General features: G+C 43.4%; 25 protein-coding genes. 11 read left to right on the plus strand and 14 right to left on the minus strand.

Annotated features, from left to right (window positions below):
• Positions 1 to 10: 10 nt before the first annotated feature.
• Together HOP08_01775 and HOP08_01780 are read left to right on the plus strand one after the other, a co-directional pair.
• Positions 11 to 517 (plus strand): hypothetical protein, encoded by a 507-nt coding sequence (locus HOP08_01775; GenBank protein ID NOT73627.1) that lies wholly within the window; start codon positions 11 to 13, stop codon positions 515 to 517.
• A gap of 3 nt (positions 518 to 520) precedes the next feature.
• The gene (locus HOP08_01780; protein NOT73628.1) at positions 521 to 1,405 is read left to right on the plus strand and encodes a 4-hydroxy-tetrahydrodipicolinate synthase; all 885 of its coding nucleotides are present in this window, start codon (positions 521 to 523) and stop codon (positions 1,403 to 1,405) included.
• A gap of 41 nt (positions 1,406 to 1,446) precedes the next feature.
• Here the strand turns inward: HOP08_01780 and HOP08_01785 are convergent, their stop codons facing one another.
• Together HOP08_01785 and HOP08_01790 are read right to left on the minus strand one after the other, a co-directional pair.
• Positions 1,447 to 1,629 (minus strand): histone H1, encoded by a 183-nt coding sequence (locus HOP08_01785; protein NOT73629.1) that lies wholly within the window; start codon positions 1,627 to 1,629, stop codon positions 1,447 to 1,449.
• 85 nt (positions 1,630 to 1,714) lie between these two features.
• Positions 1,715 to 2,971 (minus strand): pyridoxal phosphate-dependent aminotransferase family protein, encoded by a 1,257-nt coding sequence (locus HOP08_01790; GenBank protein NOT73630.1) that lies wholly within the window; start codon positions 2,969 to 2,971, stop codon positions 1,715 to 1,717.
• A gap of 154 nt (positions 2,972 to 3,125) precedes the next feature.
• Between HOP08_01790 and HOP08_01795 the strand changes: the two genes are divergently transcribed.
• The 4 genes from HOP08_01795 to maf all read left to right on the plus strand — a co-directional run bounded on the left by HOP08_01795 (position 3,126) and on the right by maf (position 7,372).
• On the plus strand, positions 3,126 to 3,851 hold the full coding sequence (locus HOP08_01795) for a hypothetical protein (protein ID NOT73631.1): 726 nt from the start codon (positions 3,126 to 3,128) through the stop codon (positions 3,849 to 3,851).
• 112 nt (positions 3,852 to 3,963) lie between these two features.
• Entirely contained in the window at positions 3,964 to 5,472 is a 1,509-nt protein-coding gene (gene accC, locus HOP08_01800) for an acetyl-CoA carboxylase biotin carboxylase subunit (GenBank protein ID NOT73632.1), read from the plus strand.
• A gap of 29 nt (positions 5,473 to 5,501) precedes the next feature.
• Positions 5,502 to 6,803: a DUF1015 domain-containing protein gene (locus tag HOP08_01805; protein NOT73633.1), complete on the plus strand. Its 1,302-nt coding sequence runs from the start codon at positions 5,502 to 5,504 to the stop codon at positions 6,801 to 6,803.
• Between the two features lie 2 nt (positions 6,804 to 6,805).
• The gene (gene maf, locus HOP08_01810; protein ID NOT73634.1) at positions 6,806 to 7,372 is read left to right on the plus strand and encodes a septum formation protein Maf; all 567 of its coding nucleotides are present in this window, start codon (positions 6,806 to 6,808) and stop codon (positions 7,370 to 7,372) included.
• A gap of 9 nt (positions 7,373 to 7,381) precedes the next feature.
• On the opposite strand, the gene HOP08_01815 is transcribed toward maf, so the two are convergent.
• From HOP08_01815 to HOP08_01840, 6 genes are all read right to left on the minus strand, one after another.
• A complete protein-coding gene (locus tag HOP08_01815; protein NOT73635.1) occupies positions 7,382 to 8,392 on the minus strand; it encodes a glycosyltransferase family 9 protein in 1,011 nt (336 codons plus the stop codon).
• 12 nt (positions 8,393 to 8,404) lie between these two features.
• A complete protein-coding gene (locus HOP08_01820; GenBank protein ID NOT73636.1) occupies positions 8,405 to 8,947 on the minus strand; it encodes an inorganic diphosphatase in 543 nt (180 codons plus the stop codon).
• Between the two features lie 48 nt (positions 8,948 to 8,995).
• The gene (locus HOP08_01825; protein ID NOT73637.1) at positions 8,996 to 10,405 is read right to left on the minus strand and encodes an efflux RND transporter periplasmic adaptor subunit; all 1,410 of its coding nucleotides are present in this window, start codon (positions 10,403 to 10,405) and stop codon (positions 8,996 to 8,998) included.
• Positions 10,406 to 10,430: 25 nt separating this feature from the next.
• Positions 10,431 to 11,882 (minus strand): TolC family protein, encoded by a 1,452-nt coding sequence (locus tag HOP08_01830; protein ID NOT73638.1) that lies wholly within the window; start codon positions 11,880 to 11,882, stop codon positions 10,431 to 10,433.
• Between the two features lie 8 nt (positions 11,883 to 11,890).
• Complete coding sequence (gene sdaAB, locus HOP08_01835) at positions 11,891 to 12,562, minus strand: L-serine ammonia-lyase, iron-sulfur-dependent, subunit beta (protein ID NOT73639.1); 672 nt, start codon at positions 12,560 to 12,562, stop codon at positions 11,891 to 11,893.
• A 144-nt stretch (positions 12,563 to 12,706) separates the two neighbouring features.
• Positions 12,707 to 13,549, minus strand: coding sequence for an MBL fold metallo-hydrolase (locus tag HOP08_01840; protein ID NOT73640.1), 843 nt, complete (start codon positions 13,547 to 13,549; stop codon positions 12,707 to 12,709).
• A 184-nt stretch (positions 13,550 to 13,733) separates the two neighbouring features.
• On the opposite strand from HOP08_01840, the gene HOP08_01845 reads away from it, so the two are divergent.
• Positions 13,734 to 14,981: an AAA family ATPase gene (locus HOP08_01845; GenBank protein NOT73641.1), complete on the plus strand. Its 1,248-nt coding sequence runs from the start codon at positions 13,734 to 13,736 to the stop codon at positions 14,979 to 14,981.
• Positions 14,982 to 14,992: 11 nt separating this feature from the next.
• Here the strand turns inward: HOP08_01845 and HOP08_01850 are convergent, their stop codons facing one another.
• The 3 genes from HOP08_01850 to HOP08_01860 all read right to left on the minus strand — a co-directional run bounded on the left by HOP08_01850 (position 14,993) and on the right by HOP08_01860 (position 17,430).
• Positions 14,993 to 15,187: a hypothetical protein gene (locus HOP08_01850; GenBank protein ID NOT73642.1), complete on the minus strand. Its 195-nt coding sequence runs from the start codon at positions 15,185 to 15,187 to the stop codon at positions 14,993 to 14,995.
• A gap of 421 nt (positions 15,188 to 15,608) precedes the next feature.
• Positions 15,609 to 16,403 carry a thymidylate synthase gene (gene thyA, locus HOP08_01855; GenBank protein NOT73643.1) on the minus strand — a complete coding sequence of 265 codons (795 nt, stop codon included), beginning with the start codon at positions 16,401 to 16,403 and terminating at the stop codon, positions 15,609 to 15,611.
• Positions 16,404 to 16,530: 127 nt separating this feature from the next.
• Positions 16,531 to 17,430, minus strand: coding sequence for a hypothetical protein (locus tag HOP08_01860; protein ID NOT73644.1), 900 nt, complete (start codon positions 17,428 to 17,430; stop codon positions 16,531 to 16,533).
• Positions 17,431 to 17,566: 136 nt separating this feature from the next.
• Between HOP08_01860 and HOP08_01865 the strand changes: the two genes are divergently transcribed.
• Entirely contained in the window at positions 17,567 to 18,205 is a 639-nt protein-coding gene (locus tag HOP08_01865) for a DUF4159 domain-containing protein (protein ID NOT73645.1), read from the plus strand.
• A gap of 37 nt (positions 18,206 to 18,242) precedes the next feature.
• On the opposite strand, the gene HOP08_01870 is transcribed toward HOP08_01865, so the two are convergent.
• The 3 genes from HOP08_01870 to alaS are packed head-to-tail and all read right to left on the minus strand — an operon-like array spanning position 18,243 to position 23,430.
• Positions 18,243 to 19,391 carry an AhpC/TSA family protein gene (locus tag HOP08_01870; protein NOT73646.1) on the minus strand — a complete coding sequence of 383 codons (1,149 nt, stop codon included), beginning with the start codon at positions 19,389 to 19,391 and terminating at the stop codon, positions 18,243 to 18,245.
• Positions 19,388 to 20,836 (minus strand): Asp-tRNA(Asn)/Glu-tRNA(Gln) amidotransferase subunit GatB, encoded by a 1,449-nt coding sequence (gene gatB / locus HOP08_01875; protein ID NOT73647.1) that lies wholly within the window; start codon positions 20,834 to 20,836, stop codon positions 19,388 to 19,390. Before gatB ends, HOP08_01870 begins: the two co-directional genes overlap by 4 nt.
• Entirely contained in the window at positions 20,833 to 23,430 is a 2,598-nt protein-coding gene (gene alaS, locus HOP08_01880) for an alanine--tRNA ligase (GenBank protein NOT73648.1), read from the minus strand. The genes gatB and alaS overlap by 4 nt, the downstream gene beginning before the upstream one ends.
• A gap of 156 nt (positions 23,431 to 23,586) precedes the next feature.
• Between alaS and HOP08_01885 the strand changes: the two genes are divergently transcribed.
• The 3 genes from HOP08_01885 to dprA all read left to right on the plus strand — a co-directional run bounded on the left by HOP08_01885 (position 23,587) and on the right by dprA (position 26,322).
• Positions 23,587 to 24,648 (plus strand): CapA family protein, encoded by a 1,062-nt coding sequence (locus HOP08_01885; GenBank protein ID NOT73649.1) that lies wholly within the window; start codon positions 23,587 to 23,589, stop codon positions 24,646 to 24,648.
• A 105-nt stretch (positions 24,649 to 24,753) separates the two neighbouring features.
• Positions 24,754 to 25,092 (plus strand): MerR family transcriptional regulator, encoded by a 339-nt coding sequence (locus HOP08_01890; GenBank protein ID NOT73650.1) that lies wholly within the window; start codon positions 24,754 to 24,756, stop codon positions 25,090 to 25,092.
• A gap of 126 nt (positions 25,093 to 25,218) precedes the next feature.
• Positions 25,219 to 26,322, plus strand: coding sequence for a DNA-protecting protein DprA (dprA, locus tag HOP08_01895; GenBank protein ID NOT73651.1), 1,104 nt, complete (start codon positions 25,219 to 25,221; stop codon positions 26,320 to 26,322).
• The last annotated feature ends 11 nt before the right edge of the window (positions 26,323 to 26,333 follow it).

Raw genomic sequence — 26,333 nt, forward strand, 5'->3', positions numbered from 1 at the left:
ACCCCAGGTATTGAAACAGACTTTTCTAAAATGGCGTACACAATCGGCTTTGCGTAAGAACAAAAGCCTTCGTACCAGCACAGCATATAAAAAATCAAATGCTATCGGTATTGTTTTCAGTGTTGAAGACAAACAGAAGCATGATGATATCAAGGAGTTTATCAAACACCTCGAACAGGATGGCAAGCAGGTGAAAGTGATGGAATTTCTTCCCAAGAAGAAAGACAATTATGAATTCCTGTTTGATTTCTTCACCATTGAGGATCTAAACTTCTGGGGTAAGATCAATAATCCCAAAGTGACAGGCTTCAGTCAGACACCCTTTGACTATCTTTTTTATATTGATAACGAACACAATCCTTTAATCTTGAATATGCTTGCGGAAAGCAAGGCACAATGCCGCGTTGGCAAGCACGACAATGAAAATCTTGATTACTTTGAATTCATGATTGAAAGTAATGGCACCACCAGAGGACTCATTGAGAACATGTACAAATACACCAAACAACTTCGATAGGAAATGAAAAAATTACACGGCACAGGCGTTGCCCTGGTTACCCCATTTGATAAAGACGGCAGCATTGATTTTCCTGCATTGAAGAATGTATTGGCTCACACTGCGAAGGGTGTAGATTATTATGTTGTGATGGGAAGCACTGGTGAAGCTGCCACCATATCCAAAGAAGAGAAAAAACAGGTCTTGTCGTTTGTCATTAAGAATAATGTTAAAAAGCTGCCAATCGTTTATGGAATTGGTGGAAACAACACGGCGGCGGTAATTGACGATATCCATGAGACAGATCTGAGCCAGGTAACAGCCATCCTTTCTGTTAGTCCTTTTTATAACAAACCTACTCAGGAAGGCATATTTCAGCATTTTACTGCTGTAGCAGACGCGAGCACTCTGCCGATCATCCTTTATAATGTTCCAGGCAGAACCGCTTCCAACATTTCAGCAGAGACCACCCTCAGGCTGGCCAGACACAAGAATATTATCGGAGTCAAGGAGGCATCAGGTAATCTGGAACAATGCATGAAGATTGCCAAAGACAAGCCAGAAGCATTCCTGTTGATTTCAGGTGACGATATGCTTACGCTTCCGATGTATGCATTCGGTGCTGAAGGAGTGATCAGCGTTCTGGCAAATGCCCTTCCCGTTGAGTTCAAACGATTGAAAGAGTTCGCTTCTAAAAATGATTATTCAAAAGCACAGAAAGAACTATTCAAACTGGTGGACATTAATCCACTTATGTATGAAGAAGGAAATCCTGTGGGTGTGAAACAATTGATGACAGAAATGGGAATCTGTAGACCATTTGTGCGTTTACCGCTATTGAAAGCCAGTGAGAAGCTTTCTTCAAAAATCAGATCTGCTTATACAGCAACAAAAAAGGGACAACGATAATCGCTGTCCCCTATTGTTAGGCTTTATGCCTTAAGTAAATACTACTTTGTTTCTTTGTTTTTCAGTTCTTGCACTTCAGAACGGATAGATTGTGCAAGGTTCTTAAGGTCCTGCATTCCTTTGCGTACGCGAGTACCTGCGGCGCTGTTGCCCTTGTTATAGAACTTGTCAGCATCCATTTCGATTGCGGCAATAAGGGTTTTTAATTCTTCAAATTTTTTCATTGCTATTTAGTGTTTGGTTGAAACAAAGGATTTATAACTCAAAGGTATGTAAAATGGCTTAAAAACAAGTAGAAAACCCTATTTTTTACATATTCTTCGTTACTGAGACCAATTCTTCCTTGCGGTAAAAGCCCTCATCCAGCTTGTGTTTTAGCTTGGAAAAGGCCGTTAAAGTCTCCTCCACGTCTGCCATGGTATGGGCAGCGGTAGGGATGATTCTGAATATGATAACTCCCTTAGGCACAACAGGATAGATGATCACAGAGCAGAAAATATGGAAGTTCTCCCTGAGGTCCATAGCCATATTGGCTGCCTCTCCGACACCCCCCTTAAAAAGGACCGGTGTAACCGGGGATTGGGTAGCCCCCATATAGAAGCCTCTTTCCTTCAAACCGGCCTGCAAAGCGTTCACAATCTTCCAAAGATTGGCCTTCATTTCGGGTTTTGTCCTCAAAAGCTCCAATCTCTTCATGCCCCCCACAACCAGTGGCAAAGGCAGGGATTTTGCGAAAATCTGGGAACGGGTACTGTAACGTAAGAACTTAATAATATGCTTATGACCCGCTACGAAGGCTCCAATGCTCGCCATTGACTTCGCGAAGGTTGAGAAATAAAGATCAATGTCATCCTGAACACCTTGCTCCTCACCCACGCCTGCACCTGTCTTGCCCATGGTTCCAAAACCGTGAGCATCGTCTACAAACAATCTGAAATTATACTTCTTCTTGAAGGCTACAATGTCTTTCAGGTTACCCATGTCACCCGACATACCAAATACACCCTCAGTGATAACAAGAATACCACCGCCAGTTTCTTCCGCCAGTTTGGTAGCCCTCTGAAGCTGCTTCTCAAAGTTCTCCATGTTATTGTGAGGGAATACAAAACGTTTTCCCATGTGGAGACGAACTCCATCAATAATACAAGCGTGAGACTCTGAATCGTAAACAATAATATCCTTACGATCTACCAGCGCGTCAATGATCGACACAACTCCCTGGTAGCCGAAGTTCAAAAGCATTGCGTCTTCTTTCTGAACGAACGTTGCCAACTGCTTTTCAAATTCCATGTGAAGGTCAGAATTACCTGACATCATGCGTGCACCCATCGGGCTGGCAAGACCATATCTTGTGGCAGCATCTGCGTCAGCCTTGCGAACTTCAGGATGATTGGCAAGACCTAAATAGTTGTTCAAACTCCAGTTCAGGACTGGCCGTCCCTGAAAATTCATCCTGGGGCCGATATCGCCCTCTAGTTTTGGAAAGAAAAAATAGTCATCTGGCAGGTGTGAATATTTGGCCAATGGCCCTGCTTCCATCTTTAGCTTATCGAATAAATCAACCATTTTCGCAGTTTTTGTTTCAATTTGGGGCAAAAATAGAAAAAAATACCCTCATCCTAAAAACCCAGGCACTCCTCACTCGATGAATAAACCCAGGCACTTTACTTTAGTCTAATCACAGAATTTTGAGATTACCTTCATCCCCTAATCCTGCTTCGTGAAAAAACTGTGTCTTCTTATCCTCCTGATATCCTGGTATTCAGGTAAGGCACAAAATCAGGATAGTCTTATTCGTATTCTGAAGGATCAGTTCCACCTTGATTCCTTAAGATTATACAGCAAGAAGAGAGTCTCATTCGACTTTCAATTTGACAATAGAAATTCATTCATCAGAAATCAGGCGATCTCTATTGAGGGACTTAACCCTGCAATCCTCGTCAATGGGAAATTCAGATACGGTCTTGGACTATATCGGGTGATTGCGCCCTATCAGACTTTTAAGTCCTCCAAGAAAACCTCAGTATCAGGAGATGATGTGATTACCAATCGCGAGCTTGATATGTACTTTGCGATGCCCAACTTCCGCTACATCTTTCTCAACAAGAAATGGATTCAGGCCGGTGCCGAGCTTGCTATTGGTTTCGGAATGATTGATTATACCATTAAGAATGAAGCCGAGACAAGAGTGCTGGTCCACAAAGATGGTTTATTCATCCCTTCTGGTGCGGGTGTAGAATTAGTATTGATTCCCATTCGGTGGGTTGGTCTGGGTGGCTCTATTGGTTATCGAAAGTCACTCCAAACCTATGATATCAATGCAGACTTTGATGGAATGTACTATTCTTACGGTGTTAAGGTTTTCATTGGCACGATTTACAAGGACCTTAAGTTCCGTTCATGGAGGAAGCACCTCGCAGAATCGATTCGTGCGGTATCCCGATAAATCATAGTCTCCGATTTTTACAGTTAAAATTACTCTCCATAACTCTGTACAGAAAGCCCCACTCATCTCAGACGATGCATTAAATCTCCCGGAAATACATTAAAATTGTCCGATGATCACACCTCGTAAAATCACCAAGCTGCTCGTTGCCAATCGCGGAGAAATTGCTCTTCGTGTAATGCGAAGTGCCAGAGAACTTGGCATTAAAACCGTAGCAGTTTATAGTGAAGCTGATCGCAATGCTCTGCACGTGCGATTTGCAGATGAAGCAGTTTGTATCGGACCTCCCGCCTCTTCCGAATCATACCTGAGAATGGAAAAGATTATCGCAGCTGCAAAGCAGACAGGAGCTGATGCGATCCACCCAGGTTATGGATTTCTTTCTGAGAATGAAGATTTCTGTCAGGAGGTGATCAATGCCGGAATTATTTTCGTTGGCCCACCGCCAAAGGCCATTGAAATTATGGGGAGCAAGCTTGCTGCAAAAAATGCTGCTGCCAATTTTAAAGTACCGCTCGTTCCCGGAACCGCCGAACCCATCACAGATATTGTCAAAGCAAAGAAGCTCTCGAAAGAAATAGGTTATCCAATTCTTATCAAGGCCAGCGCAGGTGGTGGTGGAAAAGGAATGCGGATTGTAGAAAACGAAGAAGAGTTTTCTGAACAAATGGAACGCGCTGTCAGCGAAGCGATCTCTTCCTTTGGAGATGGCTCTGTCTTCATTGAAAAATATGTTACCAAACCACGTCACATTGAATTTCAGATCTTCGGCGATCAGCACGGAAATGTTGTCCATCTGTTTGAACGGGAATGTTCAATTCAGCGGAGACATCAGAAGGTAGTGGAAGAAGCGCCATCTTCTGTATTGACTCCTGAGCTTCGCGCGAAAATGGGTGAAGCGGCTGTGAATGTTGCCCGCTCCTGCGGATACTTCAATGCAGGAACAGTTGAATTCATTCTCGATGAGAAACTGAATTTCTATTTTCTTGAAATGAATACCCGTCTCCAGGTTGAACATCCTGTAACGGAGCAGATCACCGGCATTGACCTTGTAAAACTTCAGATCAAAATTGCGGAGGGTGAGAAAATCCCATTCAAACAGGAAGACTTAAAGATCAATGGCCACGCTGTTGAAGTCCGCGTATACGCAGAGGATCCCGCCAACAACTTTTTGCCTGACATTGGCACATTGAAAACTTACCGCCGTCCACAAGGACATGGCATCCGTGTTGACGATGGTTTTGAGGAAGGCATGACCATTCCGTTCTACTATGATCCAATGATTGCAAAGATGATCTGCCACGCGGATACTCGCATGGAAGCGATTCATAAGACGATCCGTGCGATTGATGAATATCAGATCACAGGCGTAGAAACAACATTGGGCTTCTGTAGGTTTGTAATGAATCATGAAGCATTCCGTTCCGGTAACTTTGATACAAAGTTCGTTGAACAATACTTCAAGCCGGAAGTTCTGAATCGCGTAGACTCCGATCCTGATGCCATCATGCTTGCTGCGGCACTGGCTTCAAAGATCATGGAAGATTCAGGGCAAAAAATCACAAACGACGGCACTGTTTCGTCAACACGACCAGGTCAATGGGTGACCAATCGCAAGTAATTCAGTTTTATTCATTCTTAATTTCCGCAATGGCCGAAATAAAGCCCCTCCGTGCATGGAGATATAATAACAAGCTTGGAGCATCAATCGATGAGTTGACCTCACCCCCTTTTGATGTCGTTTCTGAGAAACAGCGACAGGCACTTTATAAAAATCCATTTAACAGCATCCACTTATCGGTCCCGCTTGAACCTGATCCGGCCGACCGCGCAGCAAAAACTTTACAAAAGTGGAAGGACGAAGGGATCATTATACAGGATCATCTTCCCGGAATTTATGTCTACTTCCAATACTTCAAATTTGCTGGCTCCGCAAAAGAGTTTTGCCGCAAGGGCATCATCTGTAATATCCGCGCAGACGATTGGGATCAGAAAGTCATTCTTCGCCATGAGAATACAATTCCTAAAGCGGTAAACGATCGCGAAGAGTTGTTGGAAAAAACGATGCTGCATGCAAGTCCTACTCACGGACTCTACACCGATCCAACATATGAAATAGAAGGATATATGGATCAGGCTATCCTGAATCCAATTTATGAAACTGAAGATTATCAGGGTGTTCGGGATGTGCTTGCCATCATTCAGGATGCTGCAGTGATTAATAAGATCATAAACAATCTTAAGCACAAGACGATCATTCTTGCTGACGGACACCATCGCTATGAAAGCTCCCTGATTCTCAAGCATAAAAAACTCAGGGAAGCAGCAGAGGCTACAGGAGATGAAGGATATAATTTTCACATGATGTTTTTATCCAATACCGAGACAGATGACCTTCGCATCTTACCAACACATCGTGTGATCAAGAATCTCCCTGATTTCACGGAAGAGAAAGTATTGAGAAAGCTGGCACTATACTTTTCCATCAAGCCGGTAGAAGATCCCGAATCGGTATATGAAATTATTCATGGCAAGCCCTGGACATTCGGATTATTGTTTGGAGAGAATGCTTACAAAATAAGATTGCAGCCAGAAGCTTTCTTTGATTTTCACTGGCCGTTCCCTGACCTTATCAAAAAACTTGATCTGACGGTGATGCACTATTTTATAATAGAAAAAGCATTGGGCATTACGGGAAAAGAACAACGCGAATCAAACTATCTCGACTTTGACAGAAGTTTTTCGGATTGCCTTGCCCGTGTGAACCGGAAAGAGGCACAGATGGCAATTATCACGCAGGAAGTATCTATTGAAGATGTAAAACGTGTTTGTCAAAGCGGACATACAATGCCGCAGAAGTCAACCTATTTTTATCCAAAAGTGATTTGCGGTTTTCTTTTTGGATCGATCCAGGAAGACGAATTCAAAACCCCACCCTACTCTCCTTTTTAGAAATGGAATTCAAACGACCTCTGATACTCGCTTCCACTTCTCCACGGAGACAATTTCTGATGAAAGAAGCTGGCTTTGAATTCACAATAGAAAAACCTGAAGGTGACGAAGACTTCCCTGATACTATGGCTTTGGAAGAAGTGCCAATGTTCCTGGCAGCCAAGAAAGCCAAAACATTTCAGGAAAAACTTACCGATGAGATTGTTGTGGCCTCTGATACGGTCGTGATTCTTAAAGATAAGATCATGAACAAGCCTGCCGACCGAGCTGAAGCGATCAGTATGCTGTCATCCCTATCCGGAAAAACACATCTGGTAATCACAGCGGTCTGTCTGCTTTCAAAGGAAAAAATGGATCTCTTCGATGATCGCACGAAAGTGACTTTCGTAAAACTCACCAAAGAAGAGATTGAATATTATGTTGATCACTATAAACCTTTTGATAAAGCAGGAGCTTATGGGGCACAGGATTGGCTGGGGATGGTAGGAATAGAAAAAATAAACGGTTCGTATTTTACAGTGATGGGTATGCCGATGCATAAGGTGTACTCCCATCTATTAAAATTCTGAGAATAGAAATTAAATAGACGGCTCCTGTCTTATGATGGTGGCGAGCAATTGCTCCTTCTGAATATTCAATGCACATTTAAAATGCCCCATCGGACACTCCCTGTGACCATGAAGCCCGCATGGCCGGCAATCAAGATCCTCTATAATTTCGATGACAAATGATTTATCCGACAAAGGACCAAATCCAAAATCCGTTACCGTAGAACAATAAACTGCAGATACTGGTGCATTCAAAGCAGATGATAAATGCATTGGAGCAGAATCATTGACGTAATTCATCTCCGAGTTTTTCATCAGAGCAGCTGACTCCAATAAAGATAATTTGCCAGCAAGGTTAACAATATCTCTTGAAGGAACGGACCTGATGATCTCCTCTCCTAATTCCTTATCAGATGGCGCACCCAGGATAAATATTCTGAAATGATCCGGAACTTCAGAAACAAACTCAATCCACTTCTCAACCGGGAACTGCTTTGTAAACCAGACCGATGCAGGAGAAACCGTTATATACCGATCCTTAGTAAATTCCTTCACCTTCTCAAATTGATCAGGAGTAGGATATAATCTTGGTTTGCTTTTCTCTTTAGAGCCGGTAAGGAATTCAATGAGTCTGTTGTTACGTTCAACTTCATGAAGGCCTTCCTGCTGATGGGTGATCTTTTTTGAAAACAAGAACGACAAAGGATTTTTATCAAATCCCACTGTCACCTTTGCACCTGAAAGAACCGTCATGATACCTGTCGTAGCAAAACGCTGGACATTGATCACATAGTCGTACTTCTTTTTACGGATCTTCCCAATGAGTCCGATGAGGTTCCGGAACTTGTTCTTTTTATCAAATACAAAAAGTTCTCGGATAAACGGATGCCCCTGAAGCAATGCTTCATTGCCTTTTCGAACAACGAAATCAATTTTGGCTTCAGGAAATTTATGATGTAAGGATTCCAGAAGCGCAGTGGCAAGAATCACATCGCCAATGAATGCTGTTTGAATGATCAGTACTGACTCAGGTTGCTTCATGCCGACAGGCGGTCAGGCGGTTTTTCCCTTTATTTTTTGATCGTAGTAGACAATTGACTTCTCAATGATCTTCATCGCCGTCTCTTTACCCTGAAAATCCGGAACTGTTACTACTTTATTCTCGAGCTTCTTATAACTCTCGAAAAACTCTTTCAGTTCTTTTGTGAAATGCGGAGGCATCTCGCTGACATCGTTCAAATGCCCAACACTTTGATCCTGTTCAGCCACAGCAATGATCTTCTCATCTGCCAATCCCTGATCCACCATCAGCATAACACCAATGACGCGCGCGGGAACAAGGCATAAAGGTTGAATAGGAACCAGTGAAAGGATCATGATGTCCAATGGATCCATGTCCTCACCCAGTGTCTGTGGTATAAATCCATAATTGGCAGGATAATACACGGATGAATAGAGAACACGATCAAGCTTCAATAAGCCTGTTTCCTTGTCTACCTCATACTTGGCACGCATGCCAGTAGATATCTCTATAATTCCATTTACAAATTCAGGCACCTTACGACCAATGGGCGCTTCATGCCAGGGATGTTTTATCATACGATAAAGGTAATAATAAAGAACCCCGCTGGTGCGGGGTCTCTTTTATTTTGAATCATCTTTCTTCTCTTCCTTTTTCTTCTCGGCCTGCTTGATGGCCTCTCCATCCTTCAGGCGCTTTGACACTGCCAGGAATGGACCTATCACTACCTCCTGACCCTCTTCCAGACCAGACAGGATTTCGATGTTATCGTAATCACTGATACCCGTTTTCACTTCGATCATCTTAGCCTTGCCTTTCTCATTTACAAAGACAACAATCTTGTCCTTCTTGACTTCGACTTTCTTGCTGGCATCCACAACAGCACGGTTGCTATTGTTACCACCACCAGGGCCGCCACCGCCGCCATTATTGTTGTTATTTACTTCTTCCTTACCATCCGGGTTACGGGTGGTTACAGAAGCCAATGGCACAGAGAGAATACCGCTCTTGCGATTGGTAAGAACTTCAACGCTTGCAGTCATTCCAGGACGGAAAGGATAACGATTTCCTTTCTTAATAAGATCTTCATAAGAGAATCTCAAAATTTGAATTCTCACTTCAAACTCCGTAATCGCATCAGCTGAAAGTTTGTCTTTTGCAGTGTTCGCAATATTGGTAACAATTCCCTTGAATTGCTTTCCTATATTCTGATATGCATCCACATCAATCAAAACTGAATCATTCAAATGAACCCGAACGATATCATTTTCATTTACATTCACACGCACTTCCATTTTATTAAGATCTGCGATACGCATCATTTCAGTTCCACTCATAGTAGCAGTTCCTACCACGCGCTCACCTTTCTTAACACTCAGCTTTGAAACAATTCCTGTAAGAGGAGCCACTACCGCTGTCTTGCGAACATTCTCACGGGACTCACGAACAGAAGCTTCTGTGCTGTTCACAATGAACTTTGCTGCTTCTACAGATTGTTTGGATGCTGAAAAATCATTTTTTGATACTTCATAATTCTGTTTTGCCAATTGCCAGTCAGATTCAGAGATCACTTTCTGATTCCACAATTTCTCCTGGCGTTTGTAATCAAGATCTGCTCTTGTAAACTGTGCTTCCGCACGACTAAGATTCGCTTTAGAAGATTCAAGGTTGGCGCGTTGCTGGCTCAGAGAAGCTTCTGATCTTTCCAACTGGCTCAACCAGGTGTCAGGACGGATCTTGATAAGGGACTTACCCAGATACACTGAATCACCATCCTCAACATTAAGCTCTATAATTTCACCGGATACTTCAGGCGCAAGCTTAACTTCAATCACAGGCTGAACCGTTCCTGAAGCACTTACCTTTTCAACAATGTTAACTTTTTTCGCTTTTGCCAGTTCGACTTCAAGCTCTTTAGATTTACCAATCCATCCCTGGTTTTTACCGATAAAGAGTAAGGCGATCAGGAAGACTAATCCCCCTATCAGATAATACATCAATCGGCCTGAATTCTTTGTTTGTTGCTTTGCCATTCGTAAAGAAAATTAATAGTTAGGGTTAGTAATCAATTGGTTTTCCCTGATAGAAGTCAAGGATCTTTTTCTTAAAAATAAAATTGTACTTCGCGCGCGTCAGATCTGACTTGGCACGAAACAGATCATTACCGGATATCTGATATTCGATGATATTCAATGCTCCTACTTCAAAGCGCTGCTGATTCATTCTATAAGCTTCCTGTTGAGCATTTACTGCCTTCAACGAGGATCCATAAGAACGTGACGCCGCATTGGCATCATTATAAGCAGTCTCAATGCTTTGACGTAATGTATTCTGTGTTTCCTTAATAGTGATGTTGGCAATCTCGCGATTGATGATAGACCGCTGAACGGCAGCTCTTGTCGCAAATCCATTCAAAATAGGAATGGTAAGCTGTACACTTAAATTCTTAAACAAGTTGTCCGACAACTGATCTCCTGTTGTATACTTTTCAGGAATGGTTGTCTTTCCCTGAGAGATCAGATACACATTATTCCCAGGAGGATTATTCAAATCCGGCGCTGGTCCAAAGTATGCGAAAGGCGCTGATGTAAAAACTCCGTTGTCTATTGATCTGTCTTTATTAACGAGGCTGGAATAATTCGAAGTTGCCGCTGCGTTAAAAGTTAATCTCGGCATGTAACTTCCGCGGTTAGCTTTCAATGCCATCTCAGCACTTTCCATTTTGAGCATGGCACTCTTGATTTCAGGCATGTTGTTAAGGGCTATCTGATAAACTGCCTCAGCATTCTGCTCGAGCACAAGATCTTCTAACGGAAGATCAGGAACCACAACTTCCAAAGGCTCTGATGCAGGAAGCTGCATCGCCTGTTTCAATTGTAGAATAGAAAGGTTAAGGGCATTTTCCTGATTGATCGCATTCAATTCATTCGTAGCAACCTGTGCCTCCTGATTAAGCTGATTGGTCATCGCCAGTGAACCTGCATTTACTTGCTTTGTAATACGGTCCAGCAATTGCTGACTTGAATTCAACTGATATTTGGCATTCTCAAAAAGCTCCTGATTGAAGATCACATTGGTATACAAAGTCACCACATTCAGAATTACATCATTCTTTGCTTTGAGAAGATCCTGATCAGCAGATTCAACATCACGTTTGTTCTGGCGGAATGTATTCTGGATACGAAGTCCGTTAAAAACTGTAATGCTGCTGTTAAGCTGAACGTTAATGCTGCTCGCATCACGGGTAATGAAACTGTTGGTTACAGGGTTCAAAGAACGACCGTAGTTTTCTCCGTACGATCCGTTGGCATTGATCGAAGGAAGAAATGCTCCTTTCGCCTGCATCAGATTGGCGCGGAATGTTTCAACGTTATAGACGCTTCTTTTAATTCTCAGGTTATTCTCCAGTGCGATATCCACACATTCCTTCATTGTCTTTTTCGCACCCTGACCAAAGGTCAACGTCCATGCACTCAAAAGAACAACGATCAATAGTAAAACTCTTCTCATAACAAACTTCAGATTTGTGGTATATATATAATCTCCTTTACCCAGCTAAGACTCTTCAGGTACTCTAATGTTACAGCCTTGATGCCAGAATCCATTTCCAGTACGAGACAAGCCAGATCAAATTTACCGCGTCGGGAAACCGACATGGTAGCAATATTGCAATCATCATGTGCCAGCACGTTGGCGATGAATGCCACACTTCCCTTTACATCTTCTGCTGTGATAATCACGGTATGTAAATTGGCTGAAAAATCTGCCTTAAATCCATTCACTTCGGCAATATTGATAACGCCGCCACCCAGACTTTCGCCCAGGATCTCAACGGTCTTCTCTCCTTTGCGGATTTTTACCCTTACGGAATTGGGATGAAGCGTTGATGCATTTCCAACGGACTTAAAATGAAAGGTAAGACCCTGCTCAGGAGCAAGAGCAACCGAATCTTTTAATCTCTTATCGTCAGTTTTGAATCCCATGAGACCACCCAGGATGGCCCGGTCGCTGCCGTGACCTTCATAGGTTCTGGCAAAGGAATTATAAAAGGTGATTTCTGCTTCGTCGGGTGTGTCACCCAGTACTTTGTATGCCGCCAGTCCAATGCGGACGACGCCTGCCGTGTGAGAGCTGGATGGGCCAATCATGACAGGACCAATCATATCAAAAACACTGCTTTTCTCAGGCATACGGCTTGAATACGGAAAATCACCCTAAAAGGATGTAGGTATTACACAATTCCTTAAAATCTCCGCAAAAATAGAACTTCTTGACGAATGAACGTCGGATTGCGCTACTTTTTAACCTGATTGTTATTTTAATGGTTTTCCTGATTATTGGAATAACGGCAGCTGCATCTGTGAAGGAGCCGCAACCGGCTTGGGCGTTAAGCGAATTCGCTGAAGATCCTCACTGGTGATTGAGTATACCGGAGTTTCGTTATCGCGGGAAGCAATGATAATCTCCGTTCTCCCCGCCATTCTGTTGAAAAGTTCTTCAACGATCTGTGGCTTATTGTTATTCTCAGAAAGATGCGAAAGCAATAAGTGAGTCATGAAGGCAGGACGGTGGTTGACAAACAAATGCAACGCTTCCATATTGGATAAGTGTCCACGGCCATCACGAATCCTGTTCTTCAAAGCAATAGGATACGACCCCTTATCCAGCATCTCTACGTCGTAATTGGATTCCAGAAAGGCGGCATGACACTGCTCAAAATGCTTTGCCACATGCTTGCACGATCTTCCAATATCCGTAAACACTCCCACGTTGATTCCCCTGCAGCTTACCATAAAACTGTGCGGATCAACAGCATCGTGAAGTTTTGGAAAACCCGTGATCACCAGGTCACCAATCGAAATGGTTTGATAAGGACGAAAAGCCTTCATCAGATGATCCTTTAAGTGGATCCTTCCACGCGCCATGGTAGTGGGCGTGATGTATACCGGAATCTCATGCCTGCGTGACAATCGTGAAACTCCATAGATATGATCCGAGTGTTCATGGGTGATAAAAATCCCTTTTATCTTCTTAATGGATAGTTCCAGACGAAGCAGTCTTCTCTCTGTCTCTCTGCACGATATACCCGCATCAATGAGCACCGCTTCTTTCTCATTGCCAACATAATAGCAATTGCCGTTACTTCCCGAATTCAGCGATGTGATAAACAATGACATTTCTGCGAAGATAACTCACATTGTCAACTCTTTCATTTTTTAATTCCTTCATTCTTTCATTATCTGTTTATTATAGATAGTTTGAAACATGATCAAATCGTCACAGGGAGAAGCAGAAAAAGATGCCATCATTATTCCTCCCGGATTTCAATTTGATGATGATCTCTCCTTTGCATACCGTCAAATGGAGTTTACAAGTGATTCACTTTTCCTCACCGGTCGTGCGGGCACCGGCAAATCGACACTACTGAATTACTTCAGAAAGAATACCGTAAAGAAACATGTTGTCCTCGCTCCTACAGGTCTTGCAGCTTTGCAGGTAGGCGGAAGCACCATTCACTCCTTCTTTGGATTCCCGCTGAGAACTCTTATGAAACATGATCCTGAGATCATCAAATGGAGCAAGGGACATCCGCGACTGCGAATTCTCAAAAAGCTCGATACCCTGATCATTGATGAGATATCTATGGTCCGTGCTGATCTTCTGGACGGCATCGATCAATCCCTTCGCCTCAATCTGGAAAACGATCTTCCTTTCGGCGGCAAGCAAGTGATTCTGATCGGTGATGTGTTTCAGCTTTCACCGGTGATTAACCAGCAGGACTATCAGTTCATAGAAGATGCAGATTATTCCGATCCATACTTCTTCAGCTCGGATGCGTATCGTTCCTGCAGACCTGCTATCATCGAACTAACTAAAATATACCGCCAGCAGAACGATGACTTTATATACCTGCTTAACAGAATCAGGATGGGTCTGGCCGGCAAGGATGAACTCGAAGAGCTGAACAAAAGACTTGATCCCGACACTGACCATGATAATGATTTCGCCATCACACTGACTTCCGTAAACAACATTGCAGATACAGTAAATCAACTGAAGCTCATGAACCTGATCAGCCCTTCCTTTGCATTCGAGGCAAAGACAGAAGGTGTTTTTAACGAACGACTCTACCCTGCCCCTCCGCTTTTGAAATTAAAAGCTGGTGCTCAGGTTATGATGGTTAAGAATGATGTAAAAGGAAAATGGGTCAACGGCAGCATAGGTAAAATTGAATTTGTTACCCCGGAAGAAATAGTGGTGAGATTTTCAGACGGTACTATTCATAAGATAGAACCCGTTGCCTGGGAGAATAAAAAATACACATGGGATAAGCTTACCAACACCATTACTTCTGTGGTGCAGGGAACTTACACTCAATTTCCAATCAGGCTTGCCTGGGCAATCACCATTCACAAAAGTCAGGGACTTACTTTCGAAAAGGTAATTATTGATATGGGAAAGGGAGCATTCGCTCACGGTCAGCTTTATGTCGCACTTAGTAGATGCAAGACACTGGAAGGAATTTCCTTACGGACAAAAATTACAGAAGCGGATATGATCGTTGATGAAGCAGTAGAACGCTTTGCAGGAAAAGCAAGACTTACCTGAAGTTTTTATAGCTAAGCTTCGTCTTTGACTGTTCTGACAAGACTGATTCCCGAGAACAGAAACACAAGTCCAAGAATACCATAAATCACGAGTGCTCTGATATCCTTGTTGCCATTGTTCATATTGACAAACAGGACTGCTCCATAGATCAATCCGACAATACCGAGTAAAGTCAGAATTGAGCCAAATATTCTCTTGATGTTCATATTCACTGTGTTTATACAGAATGGTATAATTAGCATGCCAGCGAAATGACTGATTCAGCCTTATCTCACAATAGATTTCTTGTCATCTTTTTAATTGGCTCAACGTTACAATAGCCTCGTTTGGAGATTATATTAGCCTTCCGGGACGCCAGAATAGCGATCAGGACTCACCGGGACGGGCAAATTGAAAGTTATAAAACCTAATAATTTGCTCAATTGCACACTTTTTTGAGCGTGCACCAGCGTTTCCAGCATCAATTCGCAGAAAAATGCCAATAAGAGTGGCCGACCACTGGCCACCCAGTGGCTACCCAGTGGTCACCCCCCTGTTTTAACTGGAAAGACATAGTAAAGACATGGGGATGTCCTTGAGAGGCATCTGGGAAGCGCTCACTTCAACCTGCGTATAAAATTCTACGGATTAGACTGCAATCGGAGCCTTGATGCCTGGATGCGCCTGGTAGTTAAGGATCTCAAAATCCTCAAACTGATAATCGAAGATTGATGCAGGCTTGCGCTTGATACTCAAAGTTGGCAATGGAAAAGGTGTACGTGACAACTGAAGGTTAACCTGCTCAAGGTGATTACTATAAAGATGTGTGTCTCCTCCCGTCCAGACAAAATCTCCTACTTCAAGATCACACTGCTGTGCGATCATGTGCGTCAGCAATGCATAGCTTGCAATGTTGAATGGCAATCCCAGAAATGTATCGCAGGATCGCTGATATAATTGACAGGATAGTTTTCCATCAGCAACATAGAACTGAAACAATGCATGACAGGGAGGCAATGCCATCTTATCAACTTCCGCCGGATTCCACGCTGAAACAATATGACGTCTGGAGTCTGGCTTGGATTTCAATTGATCCATCAGCTTGGTGATCTGATCTATATGCTCACCATTTGGTGCAGGCCAGCTTCTCCACTGCGATCCATAAACAGGTCCCAGCTCACCATTCTCATCTGCCCATTCATCCCAGATTGAAACCCCATGATCCTTGAGATATTTGATATTGGTATCTCCATTGAGAAACCATAGTAGTTCGTAAATAATTGATTTCAGGTGGAGCTTTTTGGTTGTCACCATTGGAAAGCCATCCTGAAGATTGAAGCGCATCTGATATCCAAAAACAGAAAGAGTGCCAGTACCCGTACGGTCTGTCTTCTGCGTACCATTTTCCAAAATATGTCTTTCCAGGTCCAGAAACTGCTTCATCTATCTCTCATTCAGAAATCAAACTTCGCAAATTATTACCACTGTTTCTAAGAACGAAAAGACAAAAAAGTCATAAAAAAACCTGTCCGTTTACCAGACAGGTTTTCAAATCCTTGTTCCACTATTATTAATTTCCGTCTCCGGCGATATTCACTTCTTTTGACCTACCGTTGATCGAAATAGTCACTGTGTTATCGCATGTTCCTGTTCCGAAATTGATCGTCACCAGTTTGTTTTCAGTGACAAACTTCTTTTCACCAGACACTGCTATGAAAACTTTGTCAGAGATCCAGCAAGCGCGTGAATGAACTATGTCTTCTGTAACTTCCATAACATAGGTTGTGCTGTTACGGGTGGTTCCAAGTGCAGAGCTTCCTTTCAACAATACCCATTTATCCTGTAATGGATTAGCAGCACGTTGCCATTCGCGTGTGAAGTCCTGCTCACGTGTGATGGTCTTACCTCCAAGGAATGTAACTTTTCCACCAGCGATCTTCACATTGAATCTCAGGTTACCTGCACTGCTTGGAGCAAGAGCGGTAATGGTGTGAGTTCCCTCAATTTTAATACCGCCAACAGTATAATCTGTAAATGTTGTGATCAGCGTTGAGCCTGCAACAAATCTCTTACCGCTATAAGTAATTGTAATCGTTCCTTTACGAACAACACCTCTTGCATCGGTGCATGAACCATTCGAAGGATAAACAATTGTGATCACACCAGAAGGTATGTCAACAGTAGAGTTTGGAGAAGGAATTACTGTAACTTCTGCACATTTAAGGCGGTCATTTGCTGCAAAAGAGATAACCTTACGGCTACCAAAGTCAGTATCTGAGATACCATTCACCGCATCTGTTGACACATCTGTTGCATCATTGGAGAATGCATCAGCGGTTGTTTCGCCCTCTACGTTAGAGGCATCGTTACTTGTAAAGTCGATCTTATCATTATCCTTACAAGAAGCTAAGAACATGACAAACGCCATCGCGAGGTATGTCAGGCCCTTAAGTGAGAATGAGTTTTTCATAGTTTTGTGGTCAGTTTTCGTTTGTTTTGGAGTTTAGATGTCCCCCATCATTCAAGGTTTAATGGGTACAAAGAAATAATTTAAAAAGCTGCTAATCATGAAGAAAACAGGGATTCCTTACATCTACAATGGTTTAATGATTCTGGCGGTGGTGCTGGTAACCCAGAACATCTGTCTCGGTCAGATCAAGATCGCCAAGCTCAAATATGGCGGTGGCGGCGACTGGTATGCCAATAAAACAGCGCTTCCCAACCTGATCAAATTCTGCAACGAACAGTTCGGTATGAATTTGTCAGCAGAAGAAGATGCCGTTGAAGTCGGAAGCAGGGATCTCTTCTCCTACCCATATTTGTACATGACAGGCCACGGCAATGTGGTGTTCTCAACAGAGGAAGCTCAGAACCTGCGCAACTATCTTGTTGCTGGTGGCTTTCTTCACATTGACGATAATTACGGACTGGATAAATTCATACGCATTGAATTGAAGAAAGTGTTTCCCGAACTGGAGCTCGTGGAACTTCCGTTCAATCACGCCATCTATCATCAGAAATTCAATTTCCCGAAAGGACTTCCTAAGATCCATGAACATGATGGCAAACCTGCACAGGGTTTTGGTTTGCTGTATGAAGGCAGACTGGTGGTCTTCTATTCTTTTGAATGTGATCTCGGCAACGGATGGGAAGACCCGCGCATTCATAATGACCCGGAAGCCAAACGACTGGAAGCTCTTCAGATGGGAGCCAACATTATCTCCTATTCATTTAATGGTAACTAGTCCCATGCCATTGCTATGGGACTAGTTAAAATCTCAATTACTTCTTATCCAGCACTTCCATCAACTTGATTTGCAAGCCGGGACCGCGAAGGTTCTTTGCAATGATGATTCCATTAGGATCCACCAAAATTGAAAATGGTATTGCTGTAATGTTATAATCTTTTGCTGCCTGCGATTCAAAATACTTCAGATCAGAAACGTGGTTCCACACCAGGCCATCTTCCTTGATTGCTTTTACCCAATCTTCCTTTGTCTTGTCCAACGAAACACTTAGAATATCAAATCCTTTGTCTTTATAGGTATTGTAAGCTTTCACAACGTTGGGATTTTCCATACGGCAGGGTCCGCACCACTTTGCCCAAAAATCTATCAGGATAAACTTTCCTTTCAACGATGAAAGTGAAATGACCTTTCCGTCCGGATCCGGAAGAGAGATCTCAGGAGCAGGTTGACCAATTGCCGTTCTCTTGATGTTCTCCACAAAGCTCACAAATCCCTTTCCATAATAATTCTTCTCCCATTCTCCTGTGAACTTGGCAGCAGCATTTGTGTACACTGAAAAGAACTTGTCCTTATCCAATGGATTGTTGAATTGAAGCAGGTTGATCAAACCAAGAGATGCCGGCTGATTGTTGATGGTATCCGCAAGCTGCTGATTGGCATGATCCAGTATCTTTTGATATTCCTGCTGAAGCTCCGTGATTTTCTTCTCATCATTCTGACCTACTGCAAGCTGAAAGTCAGCCTGAATTCTCTGAGCTTCCTCAGATGTTTGTGCCGCCTGCGTCATGGTCTGAACCTTCATCATCATATCCATATCGGGCGAACCCTTTACTTCTGAGAATCCATTGGAGTCATTTCCGTCAACATTGACTTCAAGATTGCTTCTGTCAAGAATGACATTCACAAACTGTCTGCCATAGAAATTCATTCTGTAATATCCCGGCTCCACGATTGTTACCGTCTTCTCGTAGGTGTTATCAGTGTTCAACTTGATCGTGTCTTCCTTAGGTTTCTGATCATCCTGACGGATCTCAGTGAGTGTAATGATTCCGGATTGCGGAGATTGCACTTTACCCTTAACAGTGATACTTCTGCTTCCGGCAGCCTCTTCTTTCTTTGGAGAACAGTTGATCACTAGCAGCATCACAGATGCCAGAATAAATACGAGCTTATAATTTTTCATTGTTCACTTAGTTTTTTTTCCAATAATTGAGTGGCCACTTTAGGGTCAGCCTTTCCCTTGCTTCTTTTCATCACTTCACCCATAAACATGGTGACGATTGATTTTTTACCGTTCTTATATTCCTCCACTTTCAGCGGAAACTCCTTAATAACCTCTGCAATGATCGGAAGGATAGAATCCACATTGCTATCCTGAATCAGATTCATTTCCTGAGCAATAGCCAGACATGATTTATCGGGTGCGGTCAACAGCACCGGGAAGATCTTCTGCGAGGCAATGGCAAAATTAACCTTTCCGGCATCAATTAATGCAATCATCTCCGCCATTTGAACTGCCTTCAAGGGAAACAAATTCATCTCTTTATTCTGCTCATTCAGATAGGACTTCACCGGACCCATGATCCAGTTAGCAGCAGCCTTATGATTCTGAGTATGACGACATATCTCTTCAAAATACAATGCTATCTCTTTGGTATCTGTCAGCACCTGGGCATCATAGTCTGAGAGTTTATATTCAGTAACAAATCGCTGATGAAGCTCACGTGGCAATGCCGGCATGCTTGATTCTATTTCATCAAGCCAGTTTTCAGAGATCTCCAGAGTGCTGAGGTCAGGATCCGGGAAATAACGGTAGTCATTCAGCTCTTCCTTCGTCCGCATGCTATGCGTCTTTCCTGTGTTGGCATCAAAAGTCCGGGTCTCAGAAATGATCGCCTCTCCTTTTTCCGCCAGAAGTATCTGACGCTCTACCTCATGATCGATCGCACGCTGCACATTCCGGATCGAGTTCATATTCTTTACTTCAACCTTCTTTCCTAATTCAGTTGCATCGTTCAGCATGATCGATACATTGGCATCACATCGAAGGGATCCTTCCTCCATGTTGCCATCACAGATCTCAAGGTATCTCACCAGTTTCCTGATCTCTGTTAACAATGCATACGCATCCTCTGAGCTTTTTATCTCAGGATTCGTTACGATCTCAATCAACGGAACACCCGACCGGTTAAAATCGACCAGTGTATCGGCCTCATTGGCAAGGTGTATCGACTTACCTGCATCTTCCTCAATATGAATCCGGTTGAGACTGATGTTCTTCTCACCATCCTTTGAATTGATGGTAATATATCCTCCCACACAAATTGGTGTGCGGTCCTGTGTGAGCTGATATCCTTTAGGAAGATCAGGATAGAAATAGTTCTTCCGGTCGAAAATCTGAACCCTGGAGATAGAAGAATGGCATGCCAGGCCCATTTTAGCGGCATACTCGACTACGCGCTTATTGAGTTTTGGTAATGTTCCGGGGTGAGCGAGGGTAATGACACTCAGGTTTGTATTGGGTGCCTGACCATACACCGCCGAATCGGAGTTATAAATCTTGCTTTTGGTGGAAAGCTGAGCATGCACTTCCAGACCGATGATGGTGGTGTATTTTGAATGACTCATCCAATCAATGTCCTGGCTTTCGTCAGCACCGCATTAAGTCCTTCCAGATTCTTTCCTCCAGCCGTTGCAAAGAAAGGCTGACCGCCGCCACCTCCATCGATTTCCTTTGCAAGCTCTTTAACCATATTGCCGGCGTGGAACTTCTTGCTAGCCTCCAGCTTCTCTCCGATCATCACCGCTACCTGGGGCTTGCTTTCAATGTCCGCAGCCAGCACCATGAGAAGGTCATCAAACTGGTTCCTCAATCCATAAGCAATGTTCTTCAACGCATCGGCATTGGGAACCGAAACTCTTTCAAGGATCAATGTATGACCATTTGATTTCACGGCTTTCTTTACAAGCTCTTCCTTTATCTGATTTGCCAGTTGCTGATTAAATGCTTCAAGCTTCTTTTCAAGACTATGTTTTTCTTCAATCAGTGTCTGGATAGACGCTGACAGATCCTTGGGGTTCTTCAGAAGAGTCTTTACCTCATTCAACACTGCCAGCGATCCGTTGACAAACTCTTGCGCCCCTTCTGCCGTGACTGCTTCGATTCTTCTTACGCCTGCAGCAACCGAACTTTCAGAAACGATCTTGAACATTCCAATGTTTCCTGTAGCAGGAATATGAGTTCCTCCACAAAGTTCTACTGAGAAATTGGGATCAAATGTTATGACCCTTACAAACTCGCCATACTTTTCACCAAACAATGCCATCGCGCCTAGCGATTTCGCATCAGCGATCGGCACACCTCTCCTTTCATTCAATTGAATGTTCTCACGGATCTTTTCATTGACGATAGCTTCAACTTTTGCGATCTCGGTATCGGTCATCGCGGCAAAATGGGAGAAGTCGAAGCGTAGGATCTTTTCATTCACCAGCGAACCCTTTTGCTCAACATGTTTTCCCAGCACCTGGCGAAGGGCAGCGTGCAGTAAGTGCGTGGCTGAGTGATTGCTCATCGTAAGTCTGCGCTTACTCTCATTGACAGAAGCATAGAACTCACCCTCCAGCTTGTCAGGAAGCGCCTCCGTTAAATGAATGATCAGATCATTCTCCTTTTTGGTATCAATGATCCATACTTTCTCATTCGCTGATTCAATGATACCAGTATCCCCTACCTGACCGCCGCTTTCGGCATAGAAAGGAGTCTTATCCAATACCAGCTGAAACAGCTCTTTATTCTTTTGCTTGATCTTTCTGAACTTAACAATTCGCGATGTTGACGTCAGATGATCATATCCTATAAATTCTGACTTGCTATCCTCTCCAACAAGAACCCAGTCTCCGGTTTCTTTAACCGCAGCAGCTTTGGATCGGGATTTCTGTTTCTCCATCTCTGACTGAAATCCCTTTTCATCAATCGTAAGTCCACGCTCGCGTGCGATGAGGGATGTAAGATCAAACGGGAATCCAAACGTGTCGAAAAGTTCAAAAGACTGTTCACCGCTGATCGTCTTTAATGATTCTATTCTCTTCAAACCTTTCTCTAACGTTCTCAGAAAAGATTTTTCTTCTTCATGAACCACATTGCTGACATAATCCTGCTGCTTGTGTAATTCCTGAAAGACATCTTTGAACTGCAAAGCCAGTAATGGCACCAGGCGATACATGAATGCTTCCTTGAAGTTCAGATAAGAATATCCATAGCGCACAGCTCTTCTCAGAATTCTTCTAATCACATAACCCGCTCCAGTATTGGAAGGAAGTTGTCCGTCTGAAATAGCAAAAGCCACGGCACGAATGTGATCGGCCATTACACGAATAGCAATATCTGTTTTATTATCAGCACCGTACTTCACGTTTGCGTGAAGCGCAATGAAATCCATCAACGGTCTGAACACATCGGTATCATAGTTCGACTTCTTTGCCTGGATCGCCATGCACAGTCGTTCGAAACCCATACCGGTATCAACATGCTTGTCGGGCAATGATTCCAATGCTCCGGAAGCAAGTCTGTTAAACTGAATGAAGACCAGGTTCCATATTTCCACCACCTGTGGGTGATCGTTATTTACCAGTTCTTTTCCTGGCGTCTTTTTAACCTCTTCTTCTGAACGAAGGTCAATATGTATTTCAGAACACGGTCCGCAAGGGCCGGCCTCTCCCATTTCCCAGAAGTTGTCCTTCTTATTGCCATGAAGGATTCTCTCTTCAGCGATAAACTGCTTCCAGAGTTCTTTGGCTTCCTCATCAACGGGAAGGTTATCACCTTTGTCTCCGCCAAAAACCGTTACATATAATCTCTCTTTAGGAAGCTGGTATACTTCCGTGAGTAACTCCCACGCCCATGAGATAGCCTCCTTCTTGAAGTAATCTCCAAAGGACCAGTTACCAAGCATTTCAAACATGGTATGATGGTAGGTATCGAGACCTACATCTTCCAGGTCGTTGTGCTTTCCGCTTACGCGAAGACATTTCTGTGTGTCTGCTATTCTCTTGTATTTGGAGACGCTGTTGCCAAGGAAGAAATCCTTGAACTGCACCATACCGGAATTGGTGAAAAGAAGAGATGGGTCGTTCTTAAGCACCAGCGGTGCGGATGGCACGATCTGGTGTCCTTTACTTTCAAAAAACTCGAGAAACTTCCTTCGTATTGTAGCAGAATCCATGTTGAAATAGCGATCAAAGGGCAAAAATAAAGAATTATGAGTTAGGAAAGATGGGTTATGAATTTGCTTTACCATCAAAAGATTCTTCACTTCCTTCATTCTTCACCGCACCACTTCTTTTCTTTTCCTTTCTTTGCAGCTTATCCATTTCCACCTATGAAGTTTATTCCAGTATCGATTGTCTTTTTGTTGATCTCTGTCCTTTCCAGCGCACAAGCTCCTGCTGACTCCACCGCTCTTAAAAAAGATACCGTAACGGTTATCGGTGTAGGTGACATCATGATGGGAAGCAACCATGGAACTGGCATGTTGCCTCCGGATAGCGGCGCCGGACTGATGGCGGATGTTGAAAGCATCCTTGCCAACGCAGATATCACCATGGGAAATCTTGAAGGGGTATTGTTAAACGAGGGAGGTGTTGCAAAAACCTGCAAGGACCCGAGTGTATGTTATGTGTTTCGCACCCCGGTGAAGTATGTTCAGAATCTTACAAAGGCTGGCTTCGATGTAATGAGCATTGCCAACAATCACGCAGGCGATTTTGGTGACCTCGGAAGAAAAAGCAGTATGTCTACCCTTGCGGATGCGGGTATTGAATATGCCGGTCAGCTGCAAAAGCCCTGGGTAATGTTTGAAAGAGGAGGAATAAAGTATGGATTCATTGCCTTTGCACCGAACAGCAATACAGTGCCGCTGAATGACATTGCCAATGCAAAGAAATGGGTCGCGCACCTTGATTCATTGACTGATATCGTGATCGTTTCATTTCACGGTGGAGCTGAAGGACCTCAATATCAGCATGTGCTTCGCAAGACGGAATTGTTTCATGGAGAAAACCGCGGAAATGTCTATCAATTTGCTCATCAGGTGATTGATGCCGGAGCGGATATCGTATTAGGACATGGCCCTCACCACACTCGCGGTGTGGAAGTTTACAAAAATCGCTTCATCGCTTATAGCTTGGGTAACTTTTGTACCTATGGTATGAACATTACCGGCGTGAATGGACTGGCGCCGATAATTAAAGTGTATACTAATCCAAAAGGTGAATTTTACAAAGCACATATCACCTCTACTGACCAGAGTGCCCGGCAAAAGGTGAAGATAGATACTGAAAAAAGGGTACTCCATCGCATTCAGGAGCTTTCAAAGGAAGATTTTCCTGAATCTACCATTACCATAGGCAATGATGGGTGGGTTAGGAAATCCACAAATTGATGTTGAAATCTTGTAGATGAAATAAATTTGACTTCATTGCTTGGAAGCTAAAAGAATTGCTACTTTGCATGATGTGATTGTAAAAAATCACGGCTAATTGACCCCATGGCCTACAGAGAAAAAGAAATAGAAAAATTATATTACTCTATCGGTGAAGTTGCCGAGCAGTTTAATGTAGCCCCTTCGCTGATTCGTTTTTGGGAAACCGAATTCGACATTCTTCAACCAAAGAAAAACCGTAAAGGAAATCGTCAGTTTACAAAGGAAGATATCGATCAGATACGTTTGATCTATCACCTTGTAAAAGAGAAAGGATTTACCCTCAATGGTGCGAAAGAAATGCTGAAACAGGATTCTGTAGCAGTGAAAGACAAAATGGAGGTCATCGACTCTCTTAGAAAGATCAGAAAGTTCCTCACTGAGGTGCGGGACAAGATCCAATAGCTTTACCTAATACCTAAATACGAAAGAGGGTTTGAGAAATCGGACCCTTTTTTGTTGCCCTCCAGTTAAATTCTGTAATGTTTTCCGGATTGCGCTGCGTTATTCATTCCCCGTATTTCATTCTCCATGGATCAGGAAAGAATCTCTCTTATGGCGTTGCATTTAGTACCCGGCGTTGGCGACTTCTTAATAAAGCAATTGATAAGCTACTGCGGTTCCGCTCAGCAGGTGTTCCGGCAATCAAAAGGAAAGCTTCTAAAAATACCCGGCATCGGCGAAGTCACCGCCAACGCTATCCATGAAGGCAAAGCACGTCATAATGCTGAAAAAGAATTTCGTAAAGCAGAACGTGAAGACACCCGCATACTTTTCTTCACAGATAAATCATACCCCGCCAGACTCAAAAGTATTGAAGACGCTCCCCCTCTCTTATATGTAAAGGGCAACATCAATCTCAATCCACTCAAAACCGTTGCCATCGTTGGCTCACGTCAGGCAACAGACTACGGAAAGGAACAAGTTGAAAAGATCATTGAAGACCTCGTCCCTCATCAGGCACTGATCATCAGCGGACTTGCCTACGGCATCGACATTCACGCGCATAAACTGGCACTTCGATATGGCCTCTCTACGATCGGTGTAATGGGTAGCGGCATTGACGTCATCTACCCTTCTGCACACAGGGAAACTGCAAAGAAGATGATCAATCAGGGTGGACTTGTAACTGAGAATCCGTTTGGCACCAAGCCTGACGCACATAATTTCCCGGCCCGCAACAGGATCATTGCCGGTATGTGCGATGCTCTCGTCGTTGTGGAAGCAGCTGCCAAAGGTGGCGCGCTGATCACGGCAGAAATTGCCAATAGCTATAATAAAGATGTATTCGCAATTCCTGGAAACCTGACAAACACCTTTTCCGAAGGATGTAATAAGCTGATCAAGATCAATAAAGCAAACCTGTTCATGTCCGTCAAAGATCTTGAGTACATCATGAACTGGAATACAGAAAATGAAAGTACCTCTCAGCAATTAAGCCTGGATCTGTCATTGCTTGAACCACATGAGCAGGCAGTTCTGACGATCCTGATTCAGAAAAGAACATCTGTTGCTATGGATGAATTAAGTTTTCTTACCGGACTCGGTCAGGGATTGCTTGCCTCCCATTTGCTATCCCTTGAATTCAAGAATATGGTCATCTCCCTTCCGGGAAAACTCTACAGAGCAAAATAGAAGGAACGAAG

Source organism: Cyclobacteriaceae bacterium (assembly GCA_013141055.1).
Classification (GTDB): Bacteria; Bacteroidota; Bacteroidia; order Cytophagales; family Cyclobacteriaceae; genus ELB16-189.